Source organism: Mesorhizobium sp. M0615 (assembly GCF_040320805.1).
In the GTDB taxonomy this organism is placed as follows: domain Bacteria; phylum Pseudomonadota; class Alphaproteobacteria; order Rhizobiales; family Rhizobiaceae; genus Mesorhizobium.
In genome coordinates, this window is the sequence record NZ_JAMYQI010000021.1 from 32,474 (window position 1) to 57,695 (window position 25,222).

The 25,222-nt window shown below is 64.4% G+C and carries 24 protein-coding genes and 2 pseudogenes; 18 read left to right on the forward strand and 8 right to left on the reverse strand.

All coding sequences use genetic code 11. The features are described from left to right. Positions 1 to 11 precede the first annotated feature (11 nt). The 7 genes from NKI46_RS27845 to NKI46_RS27875 all read left to right on the forward strand — a co-directional run bounded on the left by NKI46_RS27845 (position 12) and on the right by NKI46_RS27875 (position 6,570). Complete coding sequence (locus tag NKI46_RS27845) at positions 12 to 1,112, forward strand: FAD-binding oxidoreductase (protein ID WP_023826454.1); 1,101 nt, start codon at positions 12 to 14, stop codon at positions 1,110 to 1,112. Between the two features lie 161 nt (positions 1,113 to 1,273). Further along, entirely contained in the window at positions 1,274 to 1,696 is a 423-nt protein-coding gene (locus NKI46_RS27850; RefSeq protein ID WP_023826455.1) for a PqqD family protein, read from the forward strand. Between the two features lie 152 nt (positions 1,697 to 1,848). Then, positions 1,849 to 2,898: a serine kinase gene (locus NKI46_RS27855; RefSeq protein ID WP_352459298.1), complete on the forward strand. Its 1,050-nt coding sequence runs from the start codon at positions 1,849 to 1,851 to the stop codon at positions 2,896 to 2,898. After that, positions 2,895 to 3,638 carry a glycosyltransferase family 2 protein gene (locus NKI46_RS27860; protein ID WP_023738044.1) on the forward strand — a complete coding sequence of 248 codons (744 nt, stop codon included), beginning with the start codon at positions 2,895 to 2,897 and terminating at the stop codon, positions 3,636 to 3,638. Before NKI46_RS27855 ends, NKI46_RS27860 begins: the two co-directional genes overlap by 4 nt. A 33-nt stretch (positions 3,639 to 3,671) precedes the next feature. Then, positions 3,672 to 4,424 carry a glycosyltransferase family 2 protein gene (locus NKI46_RS27865; protein WP_023684291.1) on the forward strand — a complete coding sequence of 251 codons (753 nt, stop codon included), beginning with the start codon at positions 3,672 to 3,674 and terminating at the stop codon, positions 4,422 to 4,424. After that, entirely contained in the window at positions 4,409 to 5,101 is a 693-nt protein-coding gene (locus NKI46_RS27870) for a glycosyltransferase family 2 protein (RefSeq protein ID WP_245260381.1), read from the forward strand. The genes NKI46_RS27865 and NKI46_RS27870 overlap by 16 nt, the downstream gene beginning before the upstream one ends. Next, the gene (locus NKI46_RS27875; protein ID WP_023738046.1) at positions 5,101 to 6,570 is read left to right on the forward strand and encodes a nucleotidyltransferase family protein; all 1,470 of its coding nucleotides are present in this window, start codon (positions 5,101 to 5,103) and stop codon (positions 6,568 to 6,570) included. The genes NKI46_RS27870 and NKI46_RS27875 overlap by 1 nt, the downstream gene beginning before the upstream one ends. A gap of 45 nt (positions 6,571 to 6,615) precedes the next feature. On the opposite strand, the gene NKI46_RS27880 is transcribed toward NKI46_RS27875, so the two are convergent. The 6 genes and pseudogenes from NKI46_RS27880 to NKI46_RS27905 form a co-directional block, all read right to left on the reverse strand. Continuing rightward, positions 6,616 to 7,356, reverse strand: a complete 741-nt coding sequence (locus tag NKI46_RS27880) for an FAD-binding oxidoreductase (RefSeq protein ID WP_023738047.1) — start codon at positions 7,354 to 7,356, stop codon at positions 6,616 to 6,618. Beyond that, on the reverse strand, positions 7,353 to 7,964 hold the full coding sequence (locus NKI46_RS27885; RefSeq protein WP_023684287.1) for a sulfite oxidase-like oxidoreductase: 612 nt from the start codon (positions 7,962 to 7,964) through the stop codon (positions 7,353 to 7,355). Before NKI46_RS27885 ends, NKI46_RS27880 begins: the two co-directional genes overlap by 4 nt. A 134-nt stretch (positions 7,965 to 8,098) precedes the next feature. After that, positions 8,099 to 8,320: pseudogene (locus NKI46_RS27890) on the reverse strand (PDZ domain-containing protein); the annotation flags it as partial. Between the two features lie 24 nt (positions 8,321 to 8,344). Then, positions 8,345 to 9,109, reverse strand: coding sequence for an MBL fold metallo-hydrolase (locus NKI46_RS27895; protein WP_050593106.1), 765 nt, complete (start codon positions 9,107 to 9,109; stop codon positions 8,345 to 8,347). Beyond that, the gene (locus NKI46_RS27900) at positions 9,109 to 10,275 is read right to left on the reverse strand and encodes a diphosphate--fructose-6-phosphate 1-phosphotransferase (RefSeq protein ID WP_023738050.1); all 1,167 of its coding nucleotides are present in this window, start codon (positions 10,273 to 10,275) and stop codon (positions 9,109 to 9,111) included. The genes NKI46_RS27895 and NKI46_RS27900 overlap by 1 nt, the downstream gene beginning before the upstream one ends. Before the next feature lie 99 nt (positions 10,276 to 10,374). Beyond that, positions 10,375 to 11,142, reverse strand: coding sequence for a L,D-transpeptidase (locus NKI46_RS27905; protein WP_023738051.1), 768 nt, complete (start codon positions 11,140 to 11,142; stop codon positions 10,375 to 10,377). 227 nt (positions 11,143 to 11,369) lie between these two features. Here NKI46_RS27905 and NKI46_RS27910 point away from each other — a divergent pair, with 227 nt between their 5' ends. The 3 genes from NKI46_RS27910 (at position 11,370) to xylB (ending at position 14,879) form a co-directional block, all read left to right on the forward strand. Further along, the gene (locus NKI46_RS27910) at positions 11,370 to 11,993 is read left to right on the forward strand and encodes a LysE family translocator (protein ID WP_023738052.1); all 624 of its coding nucleotides are present in this window, start codon (positions 11,370 to 11,372) and stop codon (positions 11,991 to 11,993) included. A gap of 24 nt (positions 11,994 to 12,017) precedes the next feature. Continuing rightward, positions 12,018 to 13,343 (forward strand): tetratricopeptide repeat protein, encoded by a 1,326-nt coding sequence (locus NKI46_RS27915; protein ID WP_023738053.1) that lies wholly within the window; start codon positions 12,018 to 12,020, stop codon positions 13,341 to 13,343. Between the two features lie 81 nt (positions 13,344 to 13,424). Then, positions 13,425 to 14,879, forward strand: coding sequence for a xylulokinase (gene xylB / locus NKI46_RS27920; RefSeq protein ID WP_352749036.1), 1,455 nt, complete (start codon positions 13,425 to 13,427; stop codon positions 14,877 to 14,879). A 191-nt stretch (positions 14,880 to 15,070) separates the two neighbouring features. Here the strand turns inward: xylB and NKI46_RS27925 are convergent, their stop codons facing one another. Next, positions 15,071 to 15,433 (reverse strand): nuclear transport factor 2 family protein, encoded by a 363-nt coding sequence (locus NKI46_RS27925; protein ID WP_023689938.1) that lies wholly within the window; start codon positions 15,431 to 15,433, stop codon positions 15,071 to 15,073. Positions 15,434 to 15,546: 113 nt separating this feature from the next. Between NKI46_RS27925 and xylA the strand changes: the two genes are divergently transcribed. Then, positions 15,547 to 16,872 (forward strand): xylose isomerase, encoded by a 1,326-nt coding sequence (gene xylA / locus NKI46_RS27930; protein ID WP_023684279.1) that lies wholly within the window; start codon positions 15,547 to 15,549, stop codon positions 16,870 to 16,872. A gap of 205 nt (positions 16,873 to 17,077) precedes the next feature. Next, positions 17,078 to 17,281: a hypothetical protein gene (locus NKI46_RS27935; protein ID WP_023668865.1), complete on the forward strand. Its 204-nt coding sequence runs from the start codon at positions 17,078 to 17,080 to the stop codon at positions 17,279 to 17,281. Positions 17,282 to 17,342: 61 nt separating this feature from the next. Here NKI46_RS27935 and NKI46_RS27940 read toward each other — a convergent pair whose 3' ends face one another. After that, on the reverse strand, positions 17,343 to 18,323 hold the full coding sequence (locus tag NKI46_RS27940) for a GlxA family transcriptional regulator (protein WP_023668864.1): 981 nt from the start codon (positions 18,321 to 18,323) through the stop codon (positions 17,343 to 17,345). A 78-nt stretch (positions 18,324 to 18,401) separates the two neighbouring features. Here NKI46_RS27940 and bcoG point away from each other — a divergent pair, with 78 nt between their 5' ends. The 6 genes and pseudogenes from bcoG to NKI46_RS27970 all read left to right on the forward strand — a co-directional run bounded on the left by bcoG (position 18,402) and on the right by NKI46_RS27970 (position 25,100). Next, positions 18,402 to 19,325, forward strand: coding sequence for a 3-dehydrocarnitine:acetyl-CoA trimethylamine transferase BcoG (gene bcoG, locus NKI46_RS27945; RefSeq protein WP_023668863.1), 924 nt, complete (start codon positions 18,402 to 18,404; stop codon positions 19,323 to 19,325). 14 nt (positions 19,326 to 19,339) lie between these two features. Next, positions 19,340 to 19,933: pseudogene (locus NKI46_RS27950) on the forward strand (HD domain-containing protein); the annotation flags it as partial. Positions 19,934 to 19,964: 31 nt separating this feature from the next. Beyond that, positions 19,965 to 21,059 carry a carnitine 3-dehydrogenase gene (locus NKI46_RS27955; protein WP_023696920.1) on the forward strand — a complete coding sequence of 365 codons (1,095 nt, stop codon included), beginning with the start codon at positions 19,965 to 19,967 and terminating at the stop codon, positions 21,057 to 21,059. Between the two features lie 5 nt (positions 21,060 to 21,064). After that, positions 21,065 to 22,228, forward strand: a complete 1,164-nt coding sequence (locus tag NKI46_RS27960) for an acyl-CoA dehydrogenase family protein (RefSeq protein ID WP_023668860.1) — start codon at positions 21,065 to 21,067, stop codon at positions 22,226 to 22,228. Positions 22,229 to 22,246: 18 nt separating this feature from the next. After that, positions 22,247 to 24,325: an acetate--CoA ligase family protein gene (locus NKI46_RS27965; protein WP_352459295.1), complete on the forward strand. Its 2,079-nt coding sequence runs from the start codon at positions 22,247 to 22,249 to the stop codon at positions 24,323 to 24,325. Beyond that, a complete protein-coding gene (locus tag NKI46_RS27970; RefSeq protein ID WP_352749040.1) occupies positions 24,318 to 25,100 on the forward strand; it encodes a carnitinyl-CoA dehydratase in 783 nt (260 codons plus the stop codon). Before NKI46_RS27965 ends, NKI46_RS27970 begins: the two co-directional genes overlap by 8 nt. Positions 25,101 to 25,222: the final 122 nt, after the last annotated feature.

Sequence of the window (25,222 nt, forward strand, 5' to 3'; positions counted from 1 at the left end):
GGATGAATGCGATGACGGATCTTGGGCTCTATCGCCATCTTGACCAGATGGCGCCGTGGAACGATAGGCTGCAGGCGCTGGAAGTGATCGGCGTCAGCGACGAGGCGCCTGACGTCAAGACCTTCACCTTCCGCTCCGACAACCAGACCTGGTTCCGCTACAAGCCGGGCCAGTTCTTGACGCTGGAACTGCCGACACCGGACGGGCCGCTGATGCGCACCTACACGCTGTCGTCATCGCCATCGCGGCCCTTTTCGATCGCGGTGACGATCAAGGCGCAGGCCGGCAGCATCGGCACGCGCTGGATGTTCGACCATCTGGCACCCGGCTCGCATGTCAAGGCCTATGGACCGGCGGGCGACTTCTCGTTGCACAGCCACCCGGCGGCCAAATACCTGTTCATTTCGGCTGGCTCCGGCGTGACGCCGATGATGTCGATGCTGCGCTGGCTGAACGACTGCGCGCCATGGACCGATGTCGGTTTCGTCAACTGCGCGCGGCGTGCCGAAGAGATCATCTTCCGCAAGGAACTCGAACTGCTCGGCGGCCATATGCCCGGCTTGTCGCTCGGCTTCATGATCGAGGAACGTTCCAGCCGCGAAGGCTGGTACGGCCATATGGGCCGCATCGATGCGATCCGGCTGCCCTTGCTGGCTCCGGATTTCCGCGAGCGCGAAATCTTCTGCTGCGGCCCCGATCCGTTCATGCGCGCCGTGCGCGGCATGCTGGATGCCGCCGGCTTCGACATGACGAAATACCATCAGGAGAGCTTTGCCGCGCCTGTGGTGGAGGAAATTCCGGCGCCGTTTGCCTCCCCGGTCGAGGACGGCATCGCTGCACCTGTCGAAGCCGTGACGCCGATCCGCTTCTCGCTTTCGGAGGTCGACGCCGGCTGCGTCGCCGGCCAGACCGTGCTGCAGACCGCGCGCAGCTCGGGCGTGCGGATTCCCGCCGCCTGCGAGTTCGGCCTGTGCGGCACCTGCAAGGTGAAGAAGGTCTCCGGCGAAGTCGAGATGAGCCACAATGGCGGCATCCTCGACCACGAGATCGATGACGGTTTCATCCTTGCCTGCTGCTCGAAACCGTTGTCGGCGCTCGAAATCGAGGCTTGAGCCGGTCGACTTCGCCGCAACGGTCGCCGACGCAGGCGTTGTGTTCGCGGGTCTTTGTCTTGCCAAGCATAGGCCGAGTGATTTAGACGCACTTAGGAAGGGCTGGGCAGACCGTGAAGCCGGCGCATCCCTTCAGGGCGCATGGGACGGGGGACAGAGCGATGCAGCAGCGGGTCTACGCGGTCGCAAGCAAGGACATCGTTTTCGAATCATTCGATGGCGAAGCCGTCGTTCTCGATCTTTCGAGCGGCAAGTATTTCGGCTTTTCCGATTCCGGCAGCCGGGTCTGGCAGGCTTTGTCGTCCGGCGTCGCCACTGAAGCACTGGTCGGAGCTGCCGCGGGCGCCGCAAAAACAAGCCTGGCCGACCTCGAAAGCTTCGTTGCCCGACTGCTCGATTTCGGGTTGCTTGCGCCAGCCGAAACACCGGCACAACCGCTTTCGGGCGAGCTGTCGGCTGCGCTTGCTGCCAGCAATGAGCCGCTCAAGGTCGATGTCCATGACGACCTTGCCGATCTCATCATTGTCGACCCGATCCATGAGGTTGAGGAACCTCTCGGCTGGCCGGCGGTGAAACAGGCATAATCGTTTCCCTAAAGCGCGTCGCGTTTGAACGGACTCAGGCGACGCGGTTTAGATCTTTGATTTTATGCATGTCGTCGTCTCAAAACCGGGGCCACCCCGAGCGACATGCATCAGGCGACCCGGCGCAATTCTGGACGCTGAACAACCAACACATGCCTTTGATCACGCTGCAAACCCTGCCGGATTATGCCCGCCATGTGCTGGCGGCCGCGGAAAGCGCCGCCGCCTTCTATCCCGTTACCGCCAGCGTGCGGTTGCCGGGACTGGAGCTGAGTGTCCACCTCGACCATGGCACGCTGGCGGAAGCCATGAGCCATGCCTTCATACCGGCCCCGGAAAATCCGTCTGCATCTGACGGCTGCCGCATTTTCGTCGCCCACCCGGGCATCGATGGCGTCCTCGCCCCGGCCACCTGGAGCCGAGGCGATTACAACCATCATGCCTTTGCCAACCGGCTGGAAGAGGCCGGATTGCGCGGCAGCTACTATCATGACCTCGATTTCTGGCAGTTCCATGATCCGCAACGCCATGTCGGGGCGCAGCTGATGATGGCGGCCGAGGCCTTTCCGCCATGGGAACAGGCGGCGCCGCTGCGCGCCTTCCTGCATTGGGAATATGCGGCGCGCGGCATGCGGCTTACCCATGCCGGCACGCTGGGCATCGATGGCAAGGGCGTGTTGCTGGCGGGCTCCGGGGGAGCCGGAAAATCGGGAACGGTCGTCGCCGGCCTGCTCAATGGGCTCGATAGCGTCGGCGACGACTATGTGCTGATCGACCGGACCGGGGGGGTGACGGCCTATCCGCTGTTTGCCACGCTCAAGCAGGATCCGGAGGGCTTCAAGCGGCTGAAGCTGGAGGAGCGGCTAAAGTCGTACCAACCGCTGAACTGGCAAGGCAAGCATGCCTTTCACATCGACGAGATCGCGCCTCGACCAACTCCTGCAAGTCTGGACATTATTGCTTTAATAGTGCCCCATATCAGGGGAGGTGCGAGAAGCTCGGTCATGCCCATATCGCGCAAGGATGCCATGATCGCCTTGGCGCCGTCAGGAATCGTGCAGATGCCGGGCGAGCGGGAAGCGGGCTTTCGCTTTTTCGGCGAGCTTACCCGCGATCTGCCATGCTACCGGCTGTTGCTGGGGACCGAGCCGCGCGAGATCGCCAGCACGATTGCGGATTTCGTCCTTCGGGGCGCTGCATGAAGTTGAGCGTCATCGTGCCGGTCTACAATCGGGAGATCTATGTCGTTTCGACGTTGCGGTCCCTGCTCAGGCAACGCGACGATGCCGATCTCGATATCATCGTTGTCGACGACGGCTCGACGGACAGCTCCGTTGAAGCCGTCCGCGCCATCATGCGGGAAGCGTCGTGCATCCGCCTGTTCCAGCAGGCCAACCAGGGCGTGGCCAACGCGCGCAACACAGGGCTGAAGCAGTTGCTGCCGCAAACCGAACTGGTGTCGTTCCTGGATTCGGACGACGTCTCGCCGGCTGGACGATTCAAGGCTGACCTACCCCTGTTCGCGGCCGACCCTGCGCTCGAGCTGACCTACTCGCTGATGACGCGCGTCGATCTCATGGACGACGAAGCCCTGCAGCCGGCACCGGGCGGCGCAGGTCCCACCGTGCGCGGCGTCAGCCTTAGCGCCGGGGTATTCCGCAGGGCACTCATCGACCGTGCTGGTGCTTTCGACGAGGAGTTCCGGCAGGGGGAAGACGCCGACTATCTTCTGCGCATTTTCGAAACCAGCCCGAAGCACATTTTTCCCGACACCGTCGCGGTATACTACCGGCGCCACCCCGGCAATTTGACCAAGCAAAGGGATGTGGCGGTGCGCGAATACCTACGTGTAATTCAGAAATCCTTGCGGCGGCGCAAGGCCGATCCGTCGCGGCGCCCGGTCGAGGGGCTTTTCGAGATCAAGCGCCCGGCAGAGTGGTGAAACAATGAACAGATCACAGCCTGGGATGCGTGCGTGAAGCTGAGCGTGATCATGCCGGTCTACAACCGCGAACGCCATGTCGGCTCGGCGCTGCGCTCGCTGCTGAGGCAGCGCGATGCCGCCGATCTCGACATCATCGTTATCGATGACGGTTCGACCGACAGTTCGGTGGCGGTCGTGCGCTCGCTGATCGCGGAGGCGCCGTGCATTCGCCTTTTCCAGCAGCAGAATGCCGGGGTGACGCGGGCACGCAACGCGGGCTTGCGGCAATTGCTGCCGCAGACCGGGCTGGTATCGTTTCTCGATTCCGACGACATTTCCCCGCCGGGCCGCTTCAAGGCGGATCTGGCCTGTTTCGACGCAGACCCCACCCTCGAGCTCACCTATTCGCGCATGACGCTGGTCGACGACATAGATGACGATACGCTGGAGCCGACAGCCGACAGCCACTCGGTGACGGTTCGCGGCATTCACCTGTCTCCCGCTATCTTCGTCCGGCGGTTGGTCGAACGCATCGGCAGCTTCGACGAGGATTTCCACCAGGCCGAGGACACCGACTATCTGCTGCGCACTTTCGAAAGCGGGCCGAAATTCACGATGCCCGACACTGTTGCGCTCTATTACCGGCGCCATCCCGGCAACATGACCAGGCAGGCCGATGTTCCTTTTCGCGAATTCATGCGCGCCGTCTACAAGTCGATGAAACGGCGCGAGGCCGACCGCTCCTTGCACCCTGTCGACGGCATCTTCGATTTCAAGGAACTTGCGAATTGGCGTTTCCTGTGATGGCCAGCTACGGCGTCGTCATTCCGGCCTTCAACGCGACCGCCACCATCGCCGAGACGCTGCGATCGGTCGCGGCCCAGACGATCCAGCCCGACGCCATAATCGTCGTCGATGACGGCTCGACCGACGATACGGTCGCGGTGGTCAATGCGCTGGGCATGCCGGTGCAGGTGTTGCGCCAGGACAATGCCGGACCAGGCAGCGCCACCACCAGGGGCATCGCCGCGCTGGCGACGCCCTTCGTCGCCACGCTCGATGCGGACGATCTGTGGCTGCCGACCAAGATCGAAAGGCAGCTGGAGCATTTCGAGCGGTTTCCCGCGACGGCAGGAGTCTTTGCCCACTGGCGGACGTTTCGCGATGACAAGCCCGATGTGCAACAGGACGTGGCGGTGGCGGGCTGGTCGCGCACGACGATGATGATCCGCCGGGAGGTAGCCGAGGCCGTCGGTCCGATCATCGACCCGCAAGGCGGTCGCGGCGACATGGTCGACTGGATCGCCCGTGCCCGCGAGGCGGGCTTTGCGCTTGCCATGCTCGACGATGTCCTGACCTTGCGCCGCATCCGGCCCGACAGCATGTCCTATGGACGCGACCCCGTGCGCGACCGCGGTTATGTCGAAGTCGTAAGGCTGGCCATGCAAAGGCGAGCAGCGAAAAAGGCGAGCGCCGACTGATGGCCAATGCCATGCGCCGTATCGGCCGTCGGTTTCCGGACTATGGTTGGTCATGGCCAACTGGCGGACTCGACCAGCTGCTGAAGGCCGCATTGCTGCCCGATGAAGAAGCGGCAGGGCGTTACGCGGCGCGCTGGCTCGACGAGAACGATATCGACCATGCTGCTTTCCGCGAGCATCGGCTGCTGGCCGCGATCTCCGACAGGTTCGGCCGCAAGCTGGCTGGGCATCCGGCCTATCCACGTCTTGTCGGCCTGCAAAAGATGCTGTGGACCAAATCGCGACTGGCTGCGCGCGAGGCCGAGCCGGCGCTACAGGCCATGATCGACGCCGGCTGCGCGGTGATGCTTATCAAAGGCGCCAGCCGCATCGCCGTCAACGCGTCGGCGCAGCGCGGCCGGGTGGCGCATGACATCGACATACTGGTGCGCTCGCAGGCCATGATTGCCGCCTTCGATGTGCTTAGCGAACGCGACTGGCAGATCGCCACCGGCGTCAGTCCGCAATATCTGCGCACCAGGCTGGCGTCCTTGCGTTCGATGAATTTTTTCAAGGGCAGTTTCGGCGACATCGACCTGCACCAGCTCGCTTATGACGGGTCGCAGCAAAGCGCGGAAGATGATCTGGCGATCTGGCAGCGGGCGCTGTCAGCCGATTTCAATGGCGTCCGCGTGCTTGTTCCCTCTCCGGCCGACCGCATGGCGCTCGCCATCGCACATGGCGGCCTCGATGCCCACACCCACAGCGACTGGCTGGTCGACTGCGCCGTCGCCATCGAGGGCGACGAGGTCGACTGGGACGTGTTCGCCGATATCGTCGCCAGGCGCCACCTGGCCGTAGCCGCGGCGGTGGCGCTGTCCTACCTCAGCCTGGAAATCGGCATTGCAGTGCCGCCGGCTGAACTGGCACGGACGGTTGCGAACGCCGATCACGCCGGCCTGTCGCGCTGGTCCTCGGTGCTGCAGGCCAAGCCGCGCACCGATTTCGGCGGTCTCGTCTGGCTGTCGCGCGGCTTTGCCAAGCAGTTGCGCCTGAAACGCAAGAAGGGCCGACTGCAGCATCCGACGCCTGCTGCCGTCTGGCGCGGCAGGCCGACATTGCGCAAGGCAAGAGCGACGCCGGAACCGTTCGCGCTTTCTCAGGCCCTGCCGCGTCCGGACAGGACTGGAGAGATGATGCTGGACGTCACCGTCAGGATCGTCGTTCCGCCAGTCCGCCGCCGCATCGAGATGGAAATCAATGCCGGCAGCGGTCACGTCGCCCGCTTGCGTTCCATGGTGATCAGCCGCGCCGGCGGCGGACGTGTGCTGCGCTTTCGCGGCAAGGTAACGGTGGACGACACCGGCCGGCCTCTGGTGATCGAGGCACGGCCATCGCGCCAGTTCCGCAACTGGGACAATGAGGCCGAAGTCGCCGCCTATGGCGCGCTGCCGTTCCAATTGCTGTCGGCAAGGTTTTCACCCGCCTGAGAGCGGGTCGCTGTTTCCATGAAACATTGAACCACTGTGGCCCTCTCAGACGCCATAGCGCTCGGTGCGGATGATTTCCGCTGATATGCCGGCATCGATCAGCGCCTGGGCAGCCGCCGAGACGAAGGCGTTCGACCCGCAGACGAAGGCGAGCGCCGGCGGCCGCGGCAGCCGCGTGAGCGCCTGCATGACCATTGCCGTGTCGATGCGCCTCGAATAGTCGGACGGGCGCCGTGCCGCCTCGCGCGTCAGCGTCAGCACCAGCTCGAACCCGTCGCCGCGGTCGCCGAGGCCGATCAGCTCGTCGCGGAAGATCACCTCGTCCCAGACCCGCACCGAAAACATCAGCGCCACCGGCACCGCCGATTTGCGCAAGGCTCGATGCCGCACCATCGCCATCAGCGGCACCACGCCGGAGCCGCCGCCGACCAGAAGCAGCGGCCCGCCATCCCCATCGGACCAGACGAAATGGCCGCCGAGCGGCCCGCGCAGTTCGATCTCGTCACCGACCGCGGCGATGTCGTGGAAGAAGGGCGAGACTTCACCGTCGTCGAGCCGCTCGATCGCCAGCTCGATCGTGGCGCCGCTCTCCGGCGCCGAGGCGATGGAATAGGAGCGGCGCGCCTGGTAGCCGTCAGGCGCAGTCAGCCTGACATCGACATGCTGTCCGGCGCGATAGGCGAATGGCCGTGACAGCGCGAAGAAGAAACTGGTGACGCGTGGCGTCCGCTTTTCGATCCGGGTGATTTTCGCCGTCTGCCAGGGAGATTGCGGCGCTTCGCTCATGGATCGCCGCTATAGCGCTGCTCGCGCCACGGGTCGCCATAGATGTGATAGCCGCGCAATTCCCAGAAGCCCGGCTCGTCGCGCTCGGTGAACTGCAGCCCGTTCAGCCATTTAGCCGATTTCCAGAAATAGAGATGCGGCACCAGGAGCCGCGCCGGGCCGCCATGGTCGGCAGTGATTGGCTTGCCTTCATAAAGCAGCGCCACCATCGCCTTCCCCGCGGTGAGATCCTTGGCCGGCACGTTGGTGGTATAGCCGTCATAGCCATGCGCCAGCAGGAAGCCGGTCGGCGCTTCGATGCCGGCATCGGCAAGGATGTCGTCGACCAGCACGCCTTGCCAGGCGGTATCGAACTTGGTCCAGGCGGTAACGCAATGGATGTCGCGCGTCATCTTGGTCAAGGGCAGCGCGTTGAACTCGGCCCAGTTCCATTTCTTGATCGGGCGTGGCCCGTGCTTGAGCGTGAACGACCAGTCCTCGGTGCGCACGCGCGGCGTCGGCCCCGCCGACAGCACTGGAAAGCCCTGTTCGAGATACTGACCGGGCGGAATGCGCGCATCGGTCTCCGTCGGAGGCTTTCGACCGGAGGAAAAACCGCGAGTGACCATCGAACCGTCCGTTTTTAGCAGGCCATTGCCGGCCTGCCGTAATGTTCTCGAAGATGTCGCGGCGGGCAACGGGAATTTTGGCGGGGCCGTTCGGCAGGCCTGCCGATCGTTCAGCGAGCCCGCCGAATCATGTCTCAACCGGCGGCGAAGGGTACGGCGACGAAGATTTGCGCGTCGCCCCGGTCGACCAAAAGCAGCACCGACTTCCGGCCCGATCTGCCGGGCTCGGCGATCGCCTGGTTGGCTTACCGCGCATTCCGCACCGGCGACTGGTCGACGGCGACGATGACGTCGCCCGGCTGCAGGTCCGCATTGGCGGCTGCCTTGTCCGGATTGACGCGCTCGACCACGGCGCCACGCTGGTTCCAATCACAATGTCGTCAGCGGCCTTCGTTGCGCCTGAGATAGGCTGTGGCGATCTCGCGCATCCGGTCGCCGTCGAAGCTCGGCCCATGGCCGCCATGGCCGAGGCGAACAGGCAGGTCGAGGAGCCGCTGCATGGTACGGCGATAATCAGGCCGGCAGGAATCCGGCAGGTCGTCGATCAGCATGGAATCGTAGATGGCGTCGCCGGCAAAGAACAACCCGTCCGTCTCTTCGAACAAAGCGATCGAATCCGGCGAATGTCCGGGCAGATGCAGGACGCGGAACTGCCGGTCGCCGAGGTCGACGATGTCGCCCTCGTCCAGCGTGCGCGTCAGCGGCGCCGGCGGGATCTTGTAGTCGGCCGCCGTCCAGCCCGGCGCCGGCAATTTCGAAACGGCGCCGTCGAGATTGCAAAACATGTAGGCGTAGGTCACTGCCTCATTCATGGTCTCGAAATGCTCGGCACTGTGCCGCGGCCCGGCGCGCAGCGGAAACTCGTGCAGCGAGCCGACATGGTCGAGATGGATGTGGGTGGCGACAACGATGAGCGGCTTGCCCTCGGGCGTGTCGATCTCAGGCGCCAGCGGGCAGATGCCCATGCCGGTGTCGACCAGCAGGTCGGCGTCGCGTCCCCTGAAATGCCAGATGTTGGCGCGCACGAAATCATGCACGAACGGCTCGGTCAGCATCGTCGTGCGGTCGTCGATGATCGTCTTGCCGAACCAGTCGCCGACAACGCGCTCGCCACCAAAACGGGTGCCGCCAAAACGGCCGCCCATCAGACGAAGGGCTTTCCCACCTTGTATTTTTCCGGCACCAGCCGCTTCAGGTAAGCCATGCCCGCTTCCGACAGCTGGTTGACATCGGGCTTCATGAAATCGTCGGGCATATGGCGCGTCTTGCCGGCGACGTTCTTCAGCGGCACCTTCTTCAGCACGGTTTTCGTGCCGTCATATTGCAGCGCCACCGAGCCACCGCCTTCGCCGGCAACGGCAACCGCGAAGGCGCCGGCGTCGAAAGCCTCCCGCGCGTCGACGGCGCTGATCGCGCCGACATAGCCGCGCGGCATGTAGCCAAGCGCATCGACGCGGGCGCGCTTGCCCGACAGGCCTTCGGCGAGCGCACGTTCCAGAGCTGACGGCAGGTCGCTGCCCGACAGTTTGACGTTGCCATGCGCGTCGCGCTCGAGCTTGTCCGGCGGCACCAGGCTTTCGACCAGCGCCTTGCCGTCGGCGGTGCTGACTCCTTCGGAGACGGCGACGATGCAACGCTTGTGGCGGTCGAGCGTGGCGCGCACGTCGTCGATGAAACCGGCGGCGGAGAACGGCCGTTCCGGCACGTAGACCAGATGCGGGCCGCTGTCGGGATCGAGCTGCCAGGCTGCAGCCGCCGCGGTGAGGAAGCCGGCATGCCGACCCATTACGATGCCGACATAGATGCCGGGCAATGCGCGGAAATCGAGATCGACGGACAGGAACGCGCCGGCGACGAATTCGGCCGCCGAGATGAAGCCCGGCGTGTGGTCGTTTTCCTCGAGGTCGTTGTCGATGGTTTTTGGCGCATGGACGAAAGCGATGCTGCCGCCGGCTGCGTCGGTCAGAATCTGCTGCGTGCCCGACGTGTCGTTGCCGCCGATATAGATGAAGGCGTCCGCGCCGGCCTTCTTCAGGCCCTTGAGGATGACCTCGCAATAGGCAGCGTCGGGCTTGTCGCGTGTCGAGCCGAGCGCGGCACTCGGCGTGCCGGCGATCAGCCGCAGCCGGTCCTCTGGGATGGCGGAGAGGTCGACATAGTTGCCGTCACGAATGCCGCGCACGCCGTGGAGCGAGCCCAGCACCTTGGCGCCGGGATGGCGCTTGCGGACTTCCAGCGTGGCCCCGACAACCGTCTGGTTGATGACGGCGGTCGGGCCGCCGCCCTGTGCGATGACAAACGTTCCAGCCATGCTCGATCTCTCCCGGCGCTGTGGTTTTCAAGGCACCTTGGCCTAGCTTGCCGCATCGCGCAACGGGAGTTTCCAGCGGCGCCAAACCGCCGCACAGGATCAGACGACCACGACCGGGTTCTTCTTGGAAACGCGGCTGTAGAGGTCGATGATATCCTGGTTGATCAGGCGCACGCAGCCCGACGACATCGCCTGGCCAATGCTCGCCCATTCCGGCGAACCGTGTATGCGGTAGCCGGTGTCCTTGCCGTCCTGGTAGATGTAGAGGGCGCGTGCGCCGAGCGGGTTGGTGAGGCCACCGGGCTGGCCGTTTTGCCATTTCACCAGTTCCGGCTTGCGCTGGATCATCTCCGGCGGCGGCGTCCAGGTCGGCCATTCCTTGCCGTACTGGATGTTGGCGCGGCCGGACCAGCGGAAGCCGTCCTTGCCGATGCCGACGCCGTAGCGAATGGCGTCGCCGCCCTCCTGCACCAGATAGAGCTTTCGCTCCTGCAGATGGACGACAATGGTGCCGGGCGCCTCGCCGGTCTCGTTGACGACGATCTGGCGGCGGAACTCCGGCTTGACCTTCTGATAGGGCACAGCCGGCACTTCGAAGCCGCCATCGTTGAGTGAGGCGTACATGACATCGGGGCCGGTGATGTTCTTGTCGACGCTGATCGCCGGACGGATCGGCCGCACCGAGCCGGTGACCGTGTCATCCAGCTGGAATTGCGGCAACTCGAGCGTCGAAGTGCTGCAGCCGGCCATGCCGAGCAGCGTCATGGCGCCGGCCCCTGACAGGACGAAGCGGCGGGAATAGAGATGTTCGGTCTCGTTTGCGTCGCCATTTGCTGGCGGCGTCACATTCTGCGGCAACTCACGCATACCCAAACCCTACGCTGTCGGCGGGAAACACGGTCCGGCCGGATAGCAGGCAGTTTCGCCAAACATGGTTGAAAAAGGGTGAAGGCCCAACGACCGGCATTAAACCTGTGCCGCCAATAGCCGCAGCGGTCGGGCGAAATGGTCCGCCGTGCATTTTTGGGAGAGGGCCCTTTACATTCCTCCGCACACGAGGATTTATCCTTTTCTTTGCCCTCAAGGAGACAAAGATGTCGTTCGAAAACTGGGCCGCCTTCGCCGCCGCCTCCGCCGTGCTGCTCATCATTCCGGGCCCGACCATTCTTCTGGTCGTGTCCTATGCGCTGGGCCAGGGCTGGCGCACCGCCTTGCCGATGGCCGTCGGCGTGGCGCTGGGCGACTTCACCGCCATGACCCTGTCGATGCTGGGCATCGGCGCGCTGCTGGCGGCGTCGGCGACCGTGTTCACCATTCTGAAGCTGATCGGCGCCTGCTATCTGATCTATCTCGGGGTAAAACTGTTTCGCGCCGGCGGCGCGCTCAAAGCCGAACCACGCACAGATGCCGTCTCGGCCGCCAAGATGATGGCGCACGCCTGGCTGGTCACCGCACTCAACCCGAAGAGCATCACCTTCTTCGTCGCCTTCCTGCCGCAGTTCCTCAATCGGGAAGCCGATTTCTGGACACAGATGCTGATCTTCGAAACGACCTTCCTGGCGCTCGCCTTCGCCAATGCCTTCGGCTACGCGCTGATCGCGGCGCGCGCCCGCAACGTCGTACGCAACCCCAAGGCAATCCGCATCTTCAACCGCACCGGCGGCACGCTGCTGGTCGGCGCCGGAATCGCCACGGTGGCGATGCGCTCGGGCAATTAGGAACTGCGGAGCATCAGGGCCGACATGGCAGTAAGAGATCCATTCGGCCTAATGTTTTCGGGCGCGACCGAAGCCGGGTTTTCACCCTACTGCCAGGCCGTTCATGAATTGCAATGCTTCGTCGGCGACCCGGTCGGCTCCGTTGACCGCGCCATATCCGCGGATCCCGGTTTCGTCATGGCGCATGTCTTCAAGGGGTATCTGTTCGGCCTCGCCACCGAACGCGAGGCAACGGCGGTCGCCCAGGCGTGCCATGCTGCGGCACTGCCGCTTGCCGCGACGCCGCGCGAACAGGCGCATGTGGCGGCCCTTGGCCACCTTGCCGAGGGACGCTGGCATGACGCCGCGCGCCTGCTCGAAGATATCGCCATCGACAACCCGCTCGACGCGGTGGCGTTGCAGGTCGGCCACCAGATCGACTTCTTCACCGGCAATGCCCGCATGCTGCGCGACCGTATCAGCCGCGCGCTGCCGTCCTGGCAGAGCGGCATGCCAGGTTACCACGCCATTCTCGGTATGCAGGCCTTCGGTCTCGAGGAGATGGGCGACTATATCAGAGCCGAAAATTTCGGCCGACAGGCGATCGAGATCGAGCCGCGAGACGGCTGGGCGCAGCATGCGGTCGCCCATGTCATGGAGATGCAGAGCCGGCAACGGGACGGTATCGCCTGGATGCGCGCCAATCCCGAGGCGTGGACCAAAGAGAGCTTCCTGCAGGTGCACAATTGGTGGCATCTGGCGCTGTTCCACTACGACCTCGGCGAAACCGACGAAGTGCTCAAGCTTTATGACGGCCCGATCTATGGTGCCCGCTCTGCCCTGGCGCTCAACATGGTCGACGCCTCGGCGATCCTGTGGCGGCTTTATCTCGGCGGTGTCGATGTCGGCGACCGCTGGGCAGCGCTCGCCGCCAATTGGGCGCCGAAGGCTGGAGCCGGCAACTACGCCTTCAACGATGCGCATGCGATGATGGCATTCGTCGGCGCCGGGCTCGTAGCGCCGGCCAAGATCTTGCTCGAAGCCCAGCACGAGGCGATGCGCGGCAGCGACGACAATGTCGCCTTTACCCGGGATGTCGGCCAGCCACTGACGGAAGGCATCAAGGCATTCGGCGAGGGAAATTACAGCGAAGCGGTGCGCTTGATCCGACCGATCCGCGCCATTGCCCATCGCTTTGGCGGCAGCCACGCCCAGCGCGATGTGATTGATCTCACGCTGATCGAGGCGGCGTTGCGCGCCGGTGACCCAGCGCTTGCCCGGGCGTTGACGGCCGAGCGCGCACTGGCCCGGCCGGACAGTCCGCTTTCGGCGCTGTTTTCGCAACGCGCCGCCAATTTGTCAGAGAATTGACCCGCGGCGGATCTTGTTTTAAAAACTGGCAAGCCAGATTTTTTCGAGACCCGAAAAAATTAATGGCAATGGGAGGAATGCATGTATCTCGGCCTCGATCTCGGCACGTCGGGCGTCAAGGCGCTGTTGATCGATGCCGGGCAGAAGATCATCGGCTCCGGCCATGCTTCGCTTGACGTATCGCGGCCGCATCCCGGCTGGTCCGAACAAAACCCCGCCGACTGGATCCGCGCCTGCGAGACGGCCATTGCCGAGCTGAAAGCCTCGCACCCAAAAGAGCTTGCCGCGGTCAAGGGCATCGGCCTTTCCGGCCATATGCATGGCGCCACCTTGCTAGATGCCGGCGACCAGGTGCTCCGCCCCTGCATTCTGTGGAACGATACGCGCAGCCACGCCGAGGCCGCCGCGCTCGATGCCGACCCGCGCTTTCGCCAACTCACCGGGAATATCGTCTTCCCCGGCTTCACGGCGCCGAAACTCGCCTGGGTGAAGAACAATGAGCCCTCCGTCTTCGCCAAAGTGGCGAAGGTGCTTTTGCCGAAGGATTTCCTGCGGCTGTGGCTGACCGGCGAGCATATCTCAGAAATGTCCGACTCGGCCGGCACCTCCTGGCTCGATGTCGGCAAACGGCGCTGGTCCCCCGAGTTGCTTGCGGCGACATCGCTCGACGAAAGGCAGATGCCGTCGCTGGTCGAAGGCACGGAGAAGGCCGGAGCCTTGCGCGCCGAACTGGCCGTCAGCTGGGGCATAGCATCGGGCACCCCGGTTGCCGGCGGCGCCGGCGACAATGCTGCTTCGGCCTGCGGCATGGGCACGGTCGGCGCCGGCCACGCTTTTGTGTCGCTGGGCACATCTGGCGTGCTGTTTGCCGCCAACGCTTCCTACCTGCCCAATCCGGCAAGCGCGGTGCACACCTTCTGCCATGCCCTGCCCAACACCTGGCACCAGATGGGGGTCATCCTGTCTGCGACCGATTCGCTGAACTGGCTGTCGGAGATTTCAGGCAAGAAGGCCGGCGAATTGACCGCCGAACTTGGCGATGTGCTGAGAGCGCCGAGCGGGGTGTCGTTCCTGCCCTATCTCTCGGGCGAGCGCACGCCGCATAATGATTCCGCCATTCGTGGGTCCTTCACCGGACTGGCGCATGAGTCGAGCCGCGCGGTGCTGACGCAGGCCGTGCTTGAAGGCGTCGCCTTCGCATTCCGCGACAGTCTCGAAGCCTTGAAGACCGCCGGCACGGATTTGACGCGGGTAACCGCGATCGGCGGCGGCTCGCGCTCGCGCTACTGGCTGAAGGCGATCGCTACGGCGCTGCAGGTGCCCGTGGACATTCCGGCCGACGGCGATTTCGGTGCTGCCTTTGGCGCGGCGAGGCTTGGTCTGATCGCGGCGACAGGGGCTGATCCGCTGGCGGTGTGCACGGCGCCGAGGACGGATGCGACGATCGAACCGGATGTCCCGCTTGGCGGGGCGTATGCCGATGCCTATCAGCGCTACCGGGCGCTATACCCGGCGATCAAAGGCATGACCGCGTGAGTCGGCGCGAGGCACCCCCCTCTGCCCTGCCGGGCATCTCCCCCGCAAGGGGGGAGATCGGCAGCGTCGGCGGGTATGCCAGTCTTGTAAGGTGGGTGATTAGCGAAGGCGTGGATGCCAGCCAATCTCCCCCCTTGCGGGGGAGATGCCCGGCAGGGCAGAGGGGGGTGTCTCGCGCCACCCTTAATCGATCACTGCGCCGGCACCTTGTCCAGAAACCCGGTGACGCTCTTCAGGCGCCCATTTTCGATAACACCGATATCGGTGCCTTCGATAACCGACGGCACGCCTTCCGGCCCAAGATTCCACGAGAAGCGGATGCGGTCGCCAAACCCGTCCGGCGTACCCTTCAGCGAGAACCGGAAGCCGGCGAAGCGCTGCTGTACGCCGTCGATCAGCCCAGCAACGCCGGCGTGGCCGTCGCCCTGCATGAGCGGATCGCGGTAGCTGACGTCTTCGGTGAAGGTGGCCTTGAGCAGTTCGGCACGGCGATCCGCATCGGCCTCGTTCCAGGCGGTGATGTAGTTCTGGGCGATCGTATTGAGGTCGGTCATGGTCTGTCTCCTTCGTTGAGTGGCTTTGACACGAGGCTTTTCACCCCAAGCGAGAGCGAAACCAATTACGCCTGAGGTAATCAGGGTGAACTATTCGAGAGAGGACAGAAATCATGAGCAGCGGATTTTTCGGCGACATCAAAGCGATCAAGTATGAGGGGCCGGATTCCACCAATCCGCTGGCCTACCGCTTCTACAATCCCGACGAGGTGGTGGCCGGCAAACGGCTGGAAGACCATCTGCGCTTCGCCGTCGCCTACTGGCATTCTTTCGCCTGGCCGGGCGGCGATCCCTTTGGCGGCCAGACCTTCGACCGGCCCTGGTTTCCCAAGGCTGGCGGCGTCGACACGATGGAACTGGCCAAGCTGAAAGCCGACGTCGCCTTCGAGATGTTCTCGCTGCTCGGCGCGCCCTATTTCTGCTTCCACGACGCCGACGTGCGGCCGGAAGGCAAGGATTTCTCCGAAAGTGCCGCGCGGCTCGACGAGATCGCCGACTATTTTGCCGCCAAGATGAAGAAGACCGGCGTCAAACTGCTCTGGGGCACGGCCAACCTGTTCTCCAACCGCCGCTTCATGTCGGGCGCCGCCACCAATCCCGATCCGGATGTCTTCGCCTATGCGGCGGCGACGGTGAAAAGCTGCATCGACGTCACGAAGCGGCTGAAGGGCGAGAATTATGTACTGTGGGGCGGGCGCGAGGGCTATGAAACGCTGCTCAACACTGATCTTGCTCGCGAGCAGGAGCAGGCCGGGCGCTTCCTCAGTCTCGTCGTCGACTACAAGCACAAGATCGGCTTCAAAGGCACGATCCTGATCGAGCCGAAGCCGCAGGAGCCGACCAAGCATCAGTACGACTACGACGTTGCCACGGTCTACGGTTTCCTCAAGCGCTTCGGGCTGGAGAAGGAAGTGAAGCTGAACATCGAGCAGGGCCACGCGATTCTTGCCGGCCATTCCTTTGAGCACGAGCTGGCGCTGGCCAATGCGCTCGGCGTCTTCGGCTCGATCGACATGAACCGCAACGACTACCAGTCGGGCTGGGACACCGACCAGTTCCCCAACAATGTGCCGGAGATGGCGCTGGCCTATTACCAGGTGTTGCAGGCCGGCGGCTTCAAGACCGGCGGCACCAATTTCGACGCCAAGCTGCGCCGCCAGTCGCTCGACCCGCAGGACCTGCTGATCGGCCATATCGGCGGCATGGATTCCTGCGCACGAGGTCTCAAGGCAGCCGCCAAGATGGTCGAGGACAAGGCGCTGTCGGGTCCGCTGGCCGAGCGCTATGCCGGTTGGAACACGGCCGAGGGCAAGGCGATGCTGTCGGGCAAGCGCTCGCTGGAAGACATCGCCGAGCGCGTGGTGAAGAAGAAGATCGAGCCGCAGCCACGCTCCGGCCGCCAGGAGTTGCTGGAAAACATCGTCAACCGCTACGTCTGAGGGCGGAAAGCCGATTCGTTGTGCTCAAGGGTGGCTGGATAACATTCCGGCCGCCCCGGAATGGGGTTTGCGCAAGACCCTATCCGACGACAAGGGTTTGCCCTTTGGCGCCCCTCAATGACCTCGCTCTTGCCTTCAAACTGCCGTCACGTATCTCGTATAAGGATGCGGTTGTGGCGGGTGAAAAGGAAGGAGGCGAACCGATATGCAGCATGAACGCGAAATCGACGCCCTGCTCTCATCCGGCGAGACCGGATCGATCATCGACCGGCTGATGGCGCTGCCGCGGCCGACCGACAGCGTGAAAAACGAATGGGATCGTGCTGTCAGCAGCCGATTTGAAGTCCGTCTGGCGAGGCAGATGCGCTCGCAGATGGACGCCGGCAGCGATCGACAGAACGCAGCCTGATCTCCCTTTGTCCGTGCATGTCGTAATCCCAAAACCGCGACACACTTTTGGGCGACATGCATCAACCTCGGCGCAGCCTGACCGGGGCTTCGCCGAACGCTCTTGAAAACGCTCTGGAAAATGCCGCGGCGGACGAGAACCCCGTCCGCCCGGCAATATCCGCCATGGCGATCCGCGTGTCGACCACCAGCCGCCGCGCCGCGCCCAGCCGCAGCCTGAGATAATATGCGCCCGGCGTCTCGCCGATCGACTTGCGAAAAATGCTCTCCAATGTCCGCGCCGTCACCCCGGCGCGTTTTGCCACCGCGTCGATGGTCAGCGGCTGGTCGACATGCGATTCCATCAGCCGGATAGCCTGCGCCAGACGCGGGTCGTAGCCGTCGAGCCGGCCGAGCGAGACCAGCGGCTGCGCGTCGGTCGCGGCGCGCGCCTGGTCGTAGATGAAGACGCTGGCGACATCGAGCGCGACGGCCATGCCGAGCCGGGTGCGGATCAGATGCAGCATCAGGTCGAAGGTCGGCGACGCCCCGCCCGAGGTGAACACCGGTCCGTCGATGACGTAGCGGTCCGGACGCACGTCGACGCCGGGAAAGGCGGAGGAAAAATCCTCCATGTCTTCCCAATGGGTGGTGGCGCTGCGGCCTTCGAGGAGGCCGGCGCGCGCCACCAGCCATGTGCCGGCCTCGACGCCGCCGCAGGCGCGAGCCGCGCGGGCCGCTCGCCGTAATCCGGAAAGCAGAGCCGATGTCGCGTAATTCTGGGTGCCGAAGCCGGCGACGACGACAAGCACGTCGGTCGGCTCGGCCGCATCGAAGCGGCCCCTGACCGCCACCGGCAGGCCGCATGTGGTGACCGGCGCCTCGCCGGTGACCGAGACCAGTTTGAAATCGAACAGCGTCTCGCCTGAGATGCGGTTGGCGGCGCGCAGCGGGTCGACGGTCGACGCCACGCACATGATGGACGAGCCTGAAAACACCAGCAGCGTCACCTTGAGCGGCGATCGCTCAGCGCGGAAGATGGTCGGTTTTTCGCTTTTGATCATGAGAGCTTCGTAAATTGCAAAACAGTTTCCGGCAAGTCGGTCATTGTTAGGGTCTGTTTCTATGGGGAGGAGATGTCCATGCCGCTCGCGATGAACCGTGAGGTTTTCATTACCTGTGCCGTGACCGGGTCCGGCGGCTCGCAGGACCGCTCCCCGCATGTGCCACGCTCGCCCAAGCAGATCGCCGATTCGGCGATCGATGCGGCCAAGGCCGGTGCCGCCATCGTCCACTGCCATGTCCGCGACCCCGAGACCGGCAAGCCGCGCCGCGATGTCCATCTCTACCGCGAAGTGACGGACCGCATCCGCGCGGCAGAAGTCGATGTGATCCTGAACCTGACCGCCGGGATGGGCGGCGACATGGTGTTCGGCTCACCGGAAGCGCCGCTGCCGCTCAATGAAAAAGGCACCGACATGGGCGGCGCCACCAACCGCATGGAACATGTGCGCCAGTGCCTGCCGGAAATCTGCACGCTGGATTGCGGCACCATGAACTTCGCCGAGGCCGATTATGTCATGACCAACACGCCCGGCATGCTGCGCGCAATGGGCGGCATGATGACGGCGCTCGGCGTCAAGCCGGAGATCGAAGCCTTCGATACCGGCCACCTCTGGTTCGCCAAACAGCTGGTCGAAGAAAAGGTCTTGAATCCCGACGCGCTGGTGCAGCTCTGCATGGGTGTGCCGTGGGGGGCGCCGGACGACCTCAACACCTTCATGGCCATGGTTAACAACGTGCCGTCGACCTGGAACTGGTCGGCCTTCGCCATCGGCCGCAACCAGATGGCCTATGCAGCCGCTGCAGTGCTCGCCGGCGGCAATGTCCGCGTCGGTCTCGAAGACAATCTCTGGCTCGACAAGGGCGTGCTGGCCACCAATGCGCAGCTGGTCGAGCGCGCCGCCAGCATCGTCACCAATCTCGGCGCCAGGATTTTGGGGCCGGAGGAAGTGCGCAGGAAGCTCAACCTCACCAAGCGGGCGCCGATCGCAGCGGCTGCTTAAGACGGGAGCGGATCATGGCTACCGTCAAATTCACTGCGATGAAGGATGGCGACAGGCAAGACTACGAGTTCCTGACCGCCCATGAGATCGACTATGCCGCCAAGACCGGCGAGCGGCTGCTCGACGCTTTGGTGCAGCTCGACGAAGGCCTGTCCGGCTACAAGATCACCCGGCTCGGCCATTCGCTGCAGGCGGCGACTCGTGCCTGGCGCGACGGCGCCGACACCGACTGGATCGCCTGCGCGCTGCTGCACGACATCGGCGACATCTACGCTCCCTACAATCACGACGAATACGCCGCTTCGATCCTGAAACCTTTCGTGCGCGAGCAATGCACCTGGGTGGTGGAAAAGCATGGCGACTTCCAGCGGCTCTATTACGCGCATCATCTCGGCGGCAACCGCCATGCTCGCGACCGCTTCGCCAGCCATGCCTATTTCGACGATTGCGACCAGTTCTGCGAACGCTGGGACCAGTCGAGCTTCGACCCGGACTTCGACACGCTGCCGATCGCATTCTTCCGCCAGTTCGTGCTCGAAGTCTTCGCCCGCAAGGCCTACGACCCCTCCGTGATCCGCTCCGGCGAGCGCGTGCCTCTCATCGACCCTCAAACGCCAAGACAAGAACCGGAGCCTGACCATGAGCATCATCAACAAGGCAGCCGCCATTGGCGGCGGTGTCATTGGCGCCGGCTGGGTGGCGCGGCTGCTGCTCAACGGCATCGACGTGTCGATCTTCGATCCGGACCCGGAAGCGTCGCGCAAGGTCTCGGAAGTGATGAAGGGCGCGCGCCGCGCCTACAAGCAGATGGTTCCCGGCGGCCTGCCCAGGGAAGGCAGACTGACCTTTGCCAAGACCATCGCCGAGGCGGTGGCCGACGCCGATTTCATCCAGGAGAGCGTGCCGGAGCGGCTCGACCTCAAACACCGCGTACTGGCCGAGATCGATCTCTACGCGCCGGCCAACGCCATTGTCGGCTCGTCCACCTCGGGCATCAAGCCGACCGACATGCAGGTGGCGATGAAGAAGCATCCGGAGCGTCTGGTTGTCGGACATCCCTTCAACCCCGTCTATCTGCTGCCGCTGGTCGAGATCGTCGGCGGCGAACAGACCTTTCCAGAGGCGATCGAGGTCGCAAAGGAGATCTATGCATCGATCGGAATGAAGCCGGTGGTGATCCGCAAGGAGATCGAGGCCTTTGTCGGCGACCGCCTGCTCGAAGCGGCCTGGCGTGAGGCGCTGTGGCTGATCAAGGACGGCATCTGCACGGTCGAGGAACTCGACGACATCATGCGCTATGGCTTCGGCCTGCGCTGGGCTCAGATGGGCATGTTCCAGGTCTACCGCGTCGCCGGCGGCGAGGCCGGCATGCGCCACTTCATGGCGCAGTTCGGGCCGTGCCTGAAATGGCCGTGGACCAAGCTGATGGACGTGCCGGAGTTCAACGACGAGCTGGTCGATCTTATTGCCACCCAGTCGGACGACCAGGCGCACGGCCTGTCGATCCGCGAACTGGAAAAGATCCGCGACGACAATCTGGTCGCGATCATGGATGCTCTGTCGAAACAGAACAAAGGCAAGGGCTGGGGCGCCGGCGCCTTGCACAAGGACTATACCAGGCAATTGGCCAAGCTGGCGGCGAAGAAGCCGGCCGCATCCAGGGCCGCCGAGAAGTCCAAGGCATCCAAGCCGGTAAAGAAGGCGGAAAAACCGAAGAAAAAGAAGAAGGGCTGAAGACCATGGATTTCGGGCTGTCGGAGGAACAGAAGCTCATTGTCGAGACGACGCGCGCTTTCGTCGAGAATGAGCTTTACCCGCATGAACGCGAGGTCGAGCGCACCGGCGTGCTGCGCCGCGAGCTGATCGAGGAGATCAAGGTCAAGGCAATCGAAGCGGGGCTCTATGCCGCCAACATGCCGGCCGATGTCGGTGGCGCCGGCCTCGATACGGTGACCTGGCTGCTCTACGAGAAGGAACTCGGCCGCGCCAACTATGCGCTGCACTGGACCTGCGTCGCGCGCCCCTCCAACATCCTGCTCGCCGGCACGCCGGAGCAGCGCGAAAAATACCTGTTCCCGTGTATTCGTGGCGAGAAGTGGGACTGCCTGGCGATGACCGAGCCCGGCGCCGGCTCCGATTTGCGCGGCATGAAGGCGTCAGCCGTGCAGGACGGCGACGACTGGGTGCTCAACGGCACCAAGCATTTCATCAGCCACGCCGATCTGGCCGATTTCGCAATTAGTTTCATGGCTTCGGGCGAGGAAGAAACGCCGCGCGGCAAGCGCAAGAAGATCACCGCCTTCTTCGTCGACAAGGGCACCAAGGGGTTCACCGTGCGCGACGGCTACCGCAACGTCTCGCATCGCGGCTACACCAACGCCATCCTCGAATTCGACGATTGCCGCCTGCCGGCAAGCCAGGTGCTGGGTGAGGTCCACAAGGGCTTCGACGTCGCCAATTCCTGGCTCGGCGCCACGCGCCTGCAGGTCGGCGCCACCTGTCTCGGCCGCGCCGAGCGGGCACTCGGCCACGCCATCGAATACTCGGCGCAACGCCAGCAGTTCGGCCAGCAGATCGGCAAGTTCCAGGGCGTGTCGTTCAAACTCGCCGACATGGCGACCGAATTGAAGGCGGCGGACCTGATGGTGTTCGAAGCCGGCTGGAAGTACGATCAGGGCACCGTCACCGATCAGGACATGGCCATGGCGAAGCTGAAGGCTACCGAAATGCTCGCCTTTGTTGCCGACGAAGCAATCCAGATCCATGGCGGCATGGGGCTGATGGATGACCTGCCGCTGGAGCGCATCTGGCGCGACGCCCGTGTCGAGCGCATCTGGGAAGGGACGTCGGAAATCCAGCGCCACATCATTTCGCGGGCGCTGCTGCGCCCGTTCGGGGCTTAAAAAGAAGAGACGGGGAATATGCACAAGCTTGAACGCCTCTTGCGCCCAAAATCCATCGCGGTGTTCGGCGGGGCTCAGGCCGCTGCCGTCGTCGCCCAATCGATCAAAATGGGCTTTGCCGGCGAAATCTGGCCGGTGCATCCGAACAAGGACGAGGTCGCCGGCCGCAAGGCCTATCGCTCGGTCGCCGACCTTCCCGGCGCGCCGGACGCTGCCTTTGTCGGCGTCAACCGGCATCTCACCATCGAGGTAATCAAGGCGCTGGCTGAGCGCGGCGCCGGCGGCGCCGTCTGTTTTGCCGCGGGCTTTCTCGAGACCGAGGCCTATGACGACGATGGCGAGCGGCTGCAGGCCGAACTGGTGGCCGCGGCCGGCCAGATGCCGATCATCGGCCCGAACTGTTATGGCCTGATCAACTACGCCGACGGCGCGCTGCTATGGCCCGACCAGCATGGCGGCATCCGGCTGCCCGAAGGCGCCAAGGGCGTCGCCATCATCACCCAGTCCTCCAACATCGCCATCAACATGACGATGCAGAAGCGCGGCCTGCCGATCGCCTTCCTGATGACCGCCGGCAACCAGGCGCAGACCGGCCTCTCCGAAATGGCGCTCGGCCTGATCGAGGACGAGCGCGTCACCTCGCTCGGCCTGCACATCGAAGCCTTCGATTCGGTAGCAGGCTTCGAGAAGCTGGCGGCGCGGGCGCGCGAACTGAAGAAGCCGATCATCGCCATGAAGGTCGGCCGGTCCGAACAGGCGCGGCAGGCGACCGTCTCGCACACAGCTTCGCTCGCCGGTTCGGATGCCGCTTCGGGCGCTTTCCTGCGGCGGCTCGGCATTGCCCGCGTCGATTCCATCCCCGCCTTCATCGAGGCGCTGAAGCTGCTGCATGTCACAGGGCCGCTGCCCGGCTATCGTCTGTCGTCGATGAGCTGCTCCGGCGGCGAAGCCTCGGTCATGGCCGACAGCGCCGAAGGCCGCTGGGTCAATTTCCCGGAGCTCACCAGCAAGCACCGCGCCCATGTCAAATCGACGCTCGGGCCGCTGGTCGCGGTCGCCAACCCGTTGGACTATCACACCTTCATCTGGAACAACGAACCGGCGATGACCGCCACCTTCACCGCCATGGTGTCGGGCGGCTTCGACCTCAACATGCTGGTGCTCGACTTTCCACGCCCCGACCGCTGCTCGGTCACCGACTGGTGGGCGACGCTGCGCGCCTTCGAATCGGCGCTGAAGACCAACAAGGCGCATGGCGCGATCGTCTCGTCGCTGCCGGAGAACCTGCCGGAGGAATACACCGCCGAACTGATGGCGCGCGGCATGGTGCCGCTGTTCGGCATCTCCGAGGCCATGGATGCCGCAGGTGCGGCAGCCTTCATCGGCTGGGCCTGGGCCGAGCCGCAGGCGCAGCCTATCGACACGTCGGCTGCAGGTGCGGCCGGAGGTGACCATGTCACCCCTGACGAGGCCGAAGCCAAGGCGCGGTTGATCAAGGCCGGCTTGCCGGTGCCGAAGGCAGAACGTGCCGCTAACGCCGTAGAGGCGGTGATTTCGTCGATGGCGCTCGGCTTCCCGGTGGCGTTGAAGGCGCTTGGCGTCACCCACAAGTCGGAAGTCGGCGCTGTCAGGCTTAACCTCAAGGACGCCGAATCCGTCAGCACCGCGGCGCACGATCTCTTGCCGCTCGGCACCGGGCTCTATGTCGAGCGCATGGTGCGCGACGGCGTCGCCGAGCTGATCGTGGGCTTTACCCGCGACCCGATGTTCGGCGCCGTCATGACGCTGGGAACTGGCGGCGTGCTGGTCGAGCTGTTGCGCGACAGCGTGACCTTGATGCTGCCGGCAACGCGCGACGATATCGAGGCGGCGCTACGCGGCCTGAAACTGTTCCCTCTGCTTGAGGGCTATCGCGGCCGGCCGAAGGCCGATGTCGCCGCGGCCATCGGCGCCATCGCAGGCATTGCCGGCTTCGTGCAGAAGAATGCCGGCGATATCGAGGAACTCGACATCAACCCGCTGATCGTCTGCGCCGAGGGCAAGGGCGCCTGGATCGCCGACGCGCTGCTGGTGCTGGGAGAGAAGAAGAATGTCTGACGTCATTTCCACCCGCCGCGAGGGCACCATCCTCGAGGTCACGCTCGACCGGCCCAAGGCCAACGCCATCGACCTCAAGACCTCGCGGCTGATGGGCGAGACCTTCAAGGCGTTCCGCGACGACCCGGAACTGCGCGTCGCCATCGTCAAGACCGCCGGCGACAAGTTCTTCTGCGCCGGCTGGGATTTGAAGGCAGCCGCCGGTGGCGACGCGGTCGACGGCGACTATGGCGTCGGCGGCTTTGCCGGCCTGCAGGAGCTGCGCGACATGAACAAGCCGGTCATCGCCTGCGTCAACGGCATGGCGGTCGGCGGCGGCTTCGAGTTGGCGCTGTCCTGCGACCTCATTTTCGCCTCCGACCACTCCTCCTTCGCACTGCCCGAAATCCGTGCCGGCACGCTGGCCGACGCCGCGACGATCAAGCTGCCCAAGCGCATCCCCTATCACGTCGCCATGGACCTTTTGCTCACCGGCCGCTGGATGGATGTCGCCGAGGCGCATCGCTGGGGCCTGGTCAACGAAGTGCTGCCCAAGGAAAAGCTCGAGGACCGCGTCTGGGAGATCGCCCGGCTGCTCGCCGGCGGCCCGCCGCTGGTGTTCGCCGCGATCAAGGAAACGGCGCGCGTGGCCGAGGCGCTGACCTTCCAGGATGCGATGAACCGCGTGACGCGGAGGCAATTGGCGACCGTCGATGCCCTGTATGGCTCGGAGGACGGCATGGAAGGGTTCCGGGCGTTTGCAGAGAAGCGCGACCCGGTGTGGAAGGGGAAGTAGGCTCTTTACCCTCCCCTCGATGGGGAGGGTCGGACCGAAGGTCCGGGGTGGGGTGATGCGCCGCCACCCCCACCCGCCGCTTCGCGGCGACCTCCCCCATCAAGGGGGAGGTAAAGGAGCTG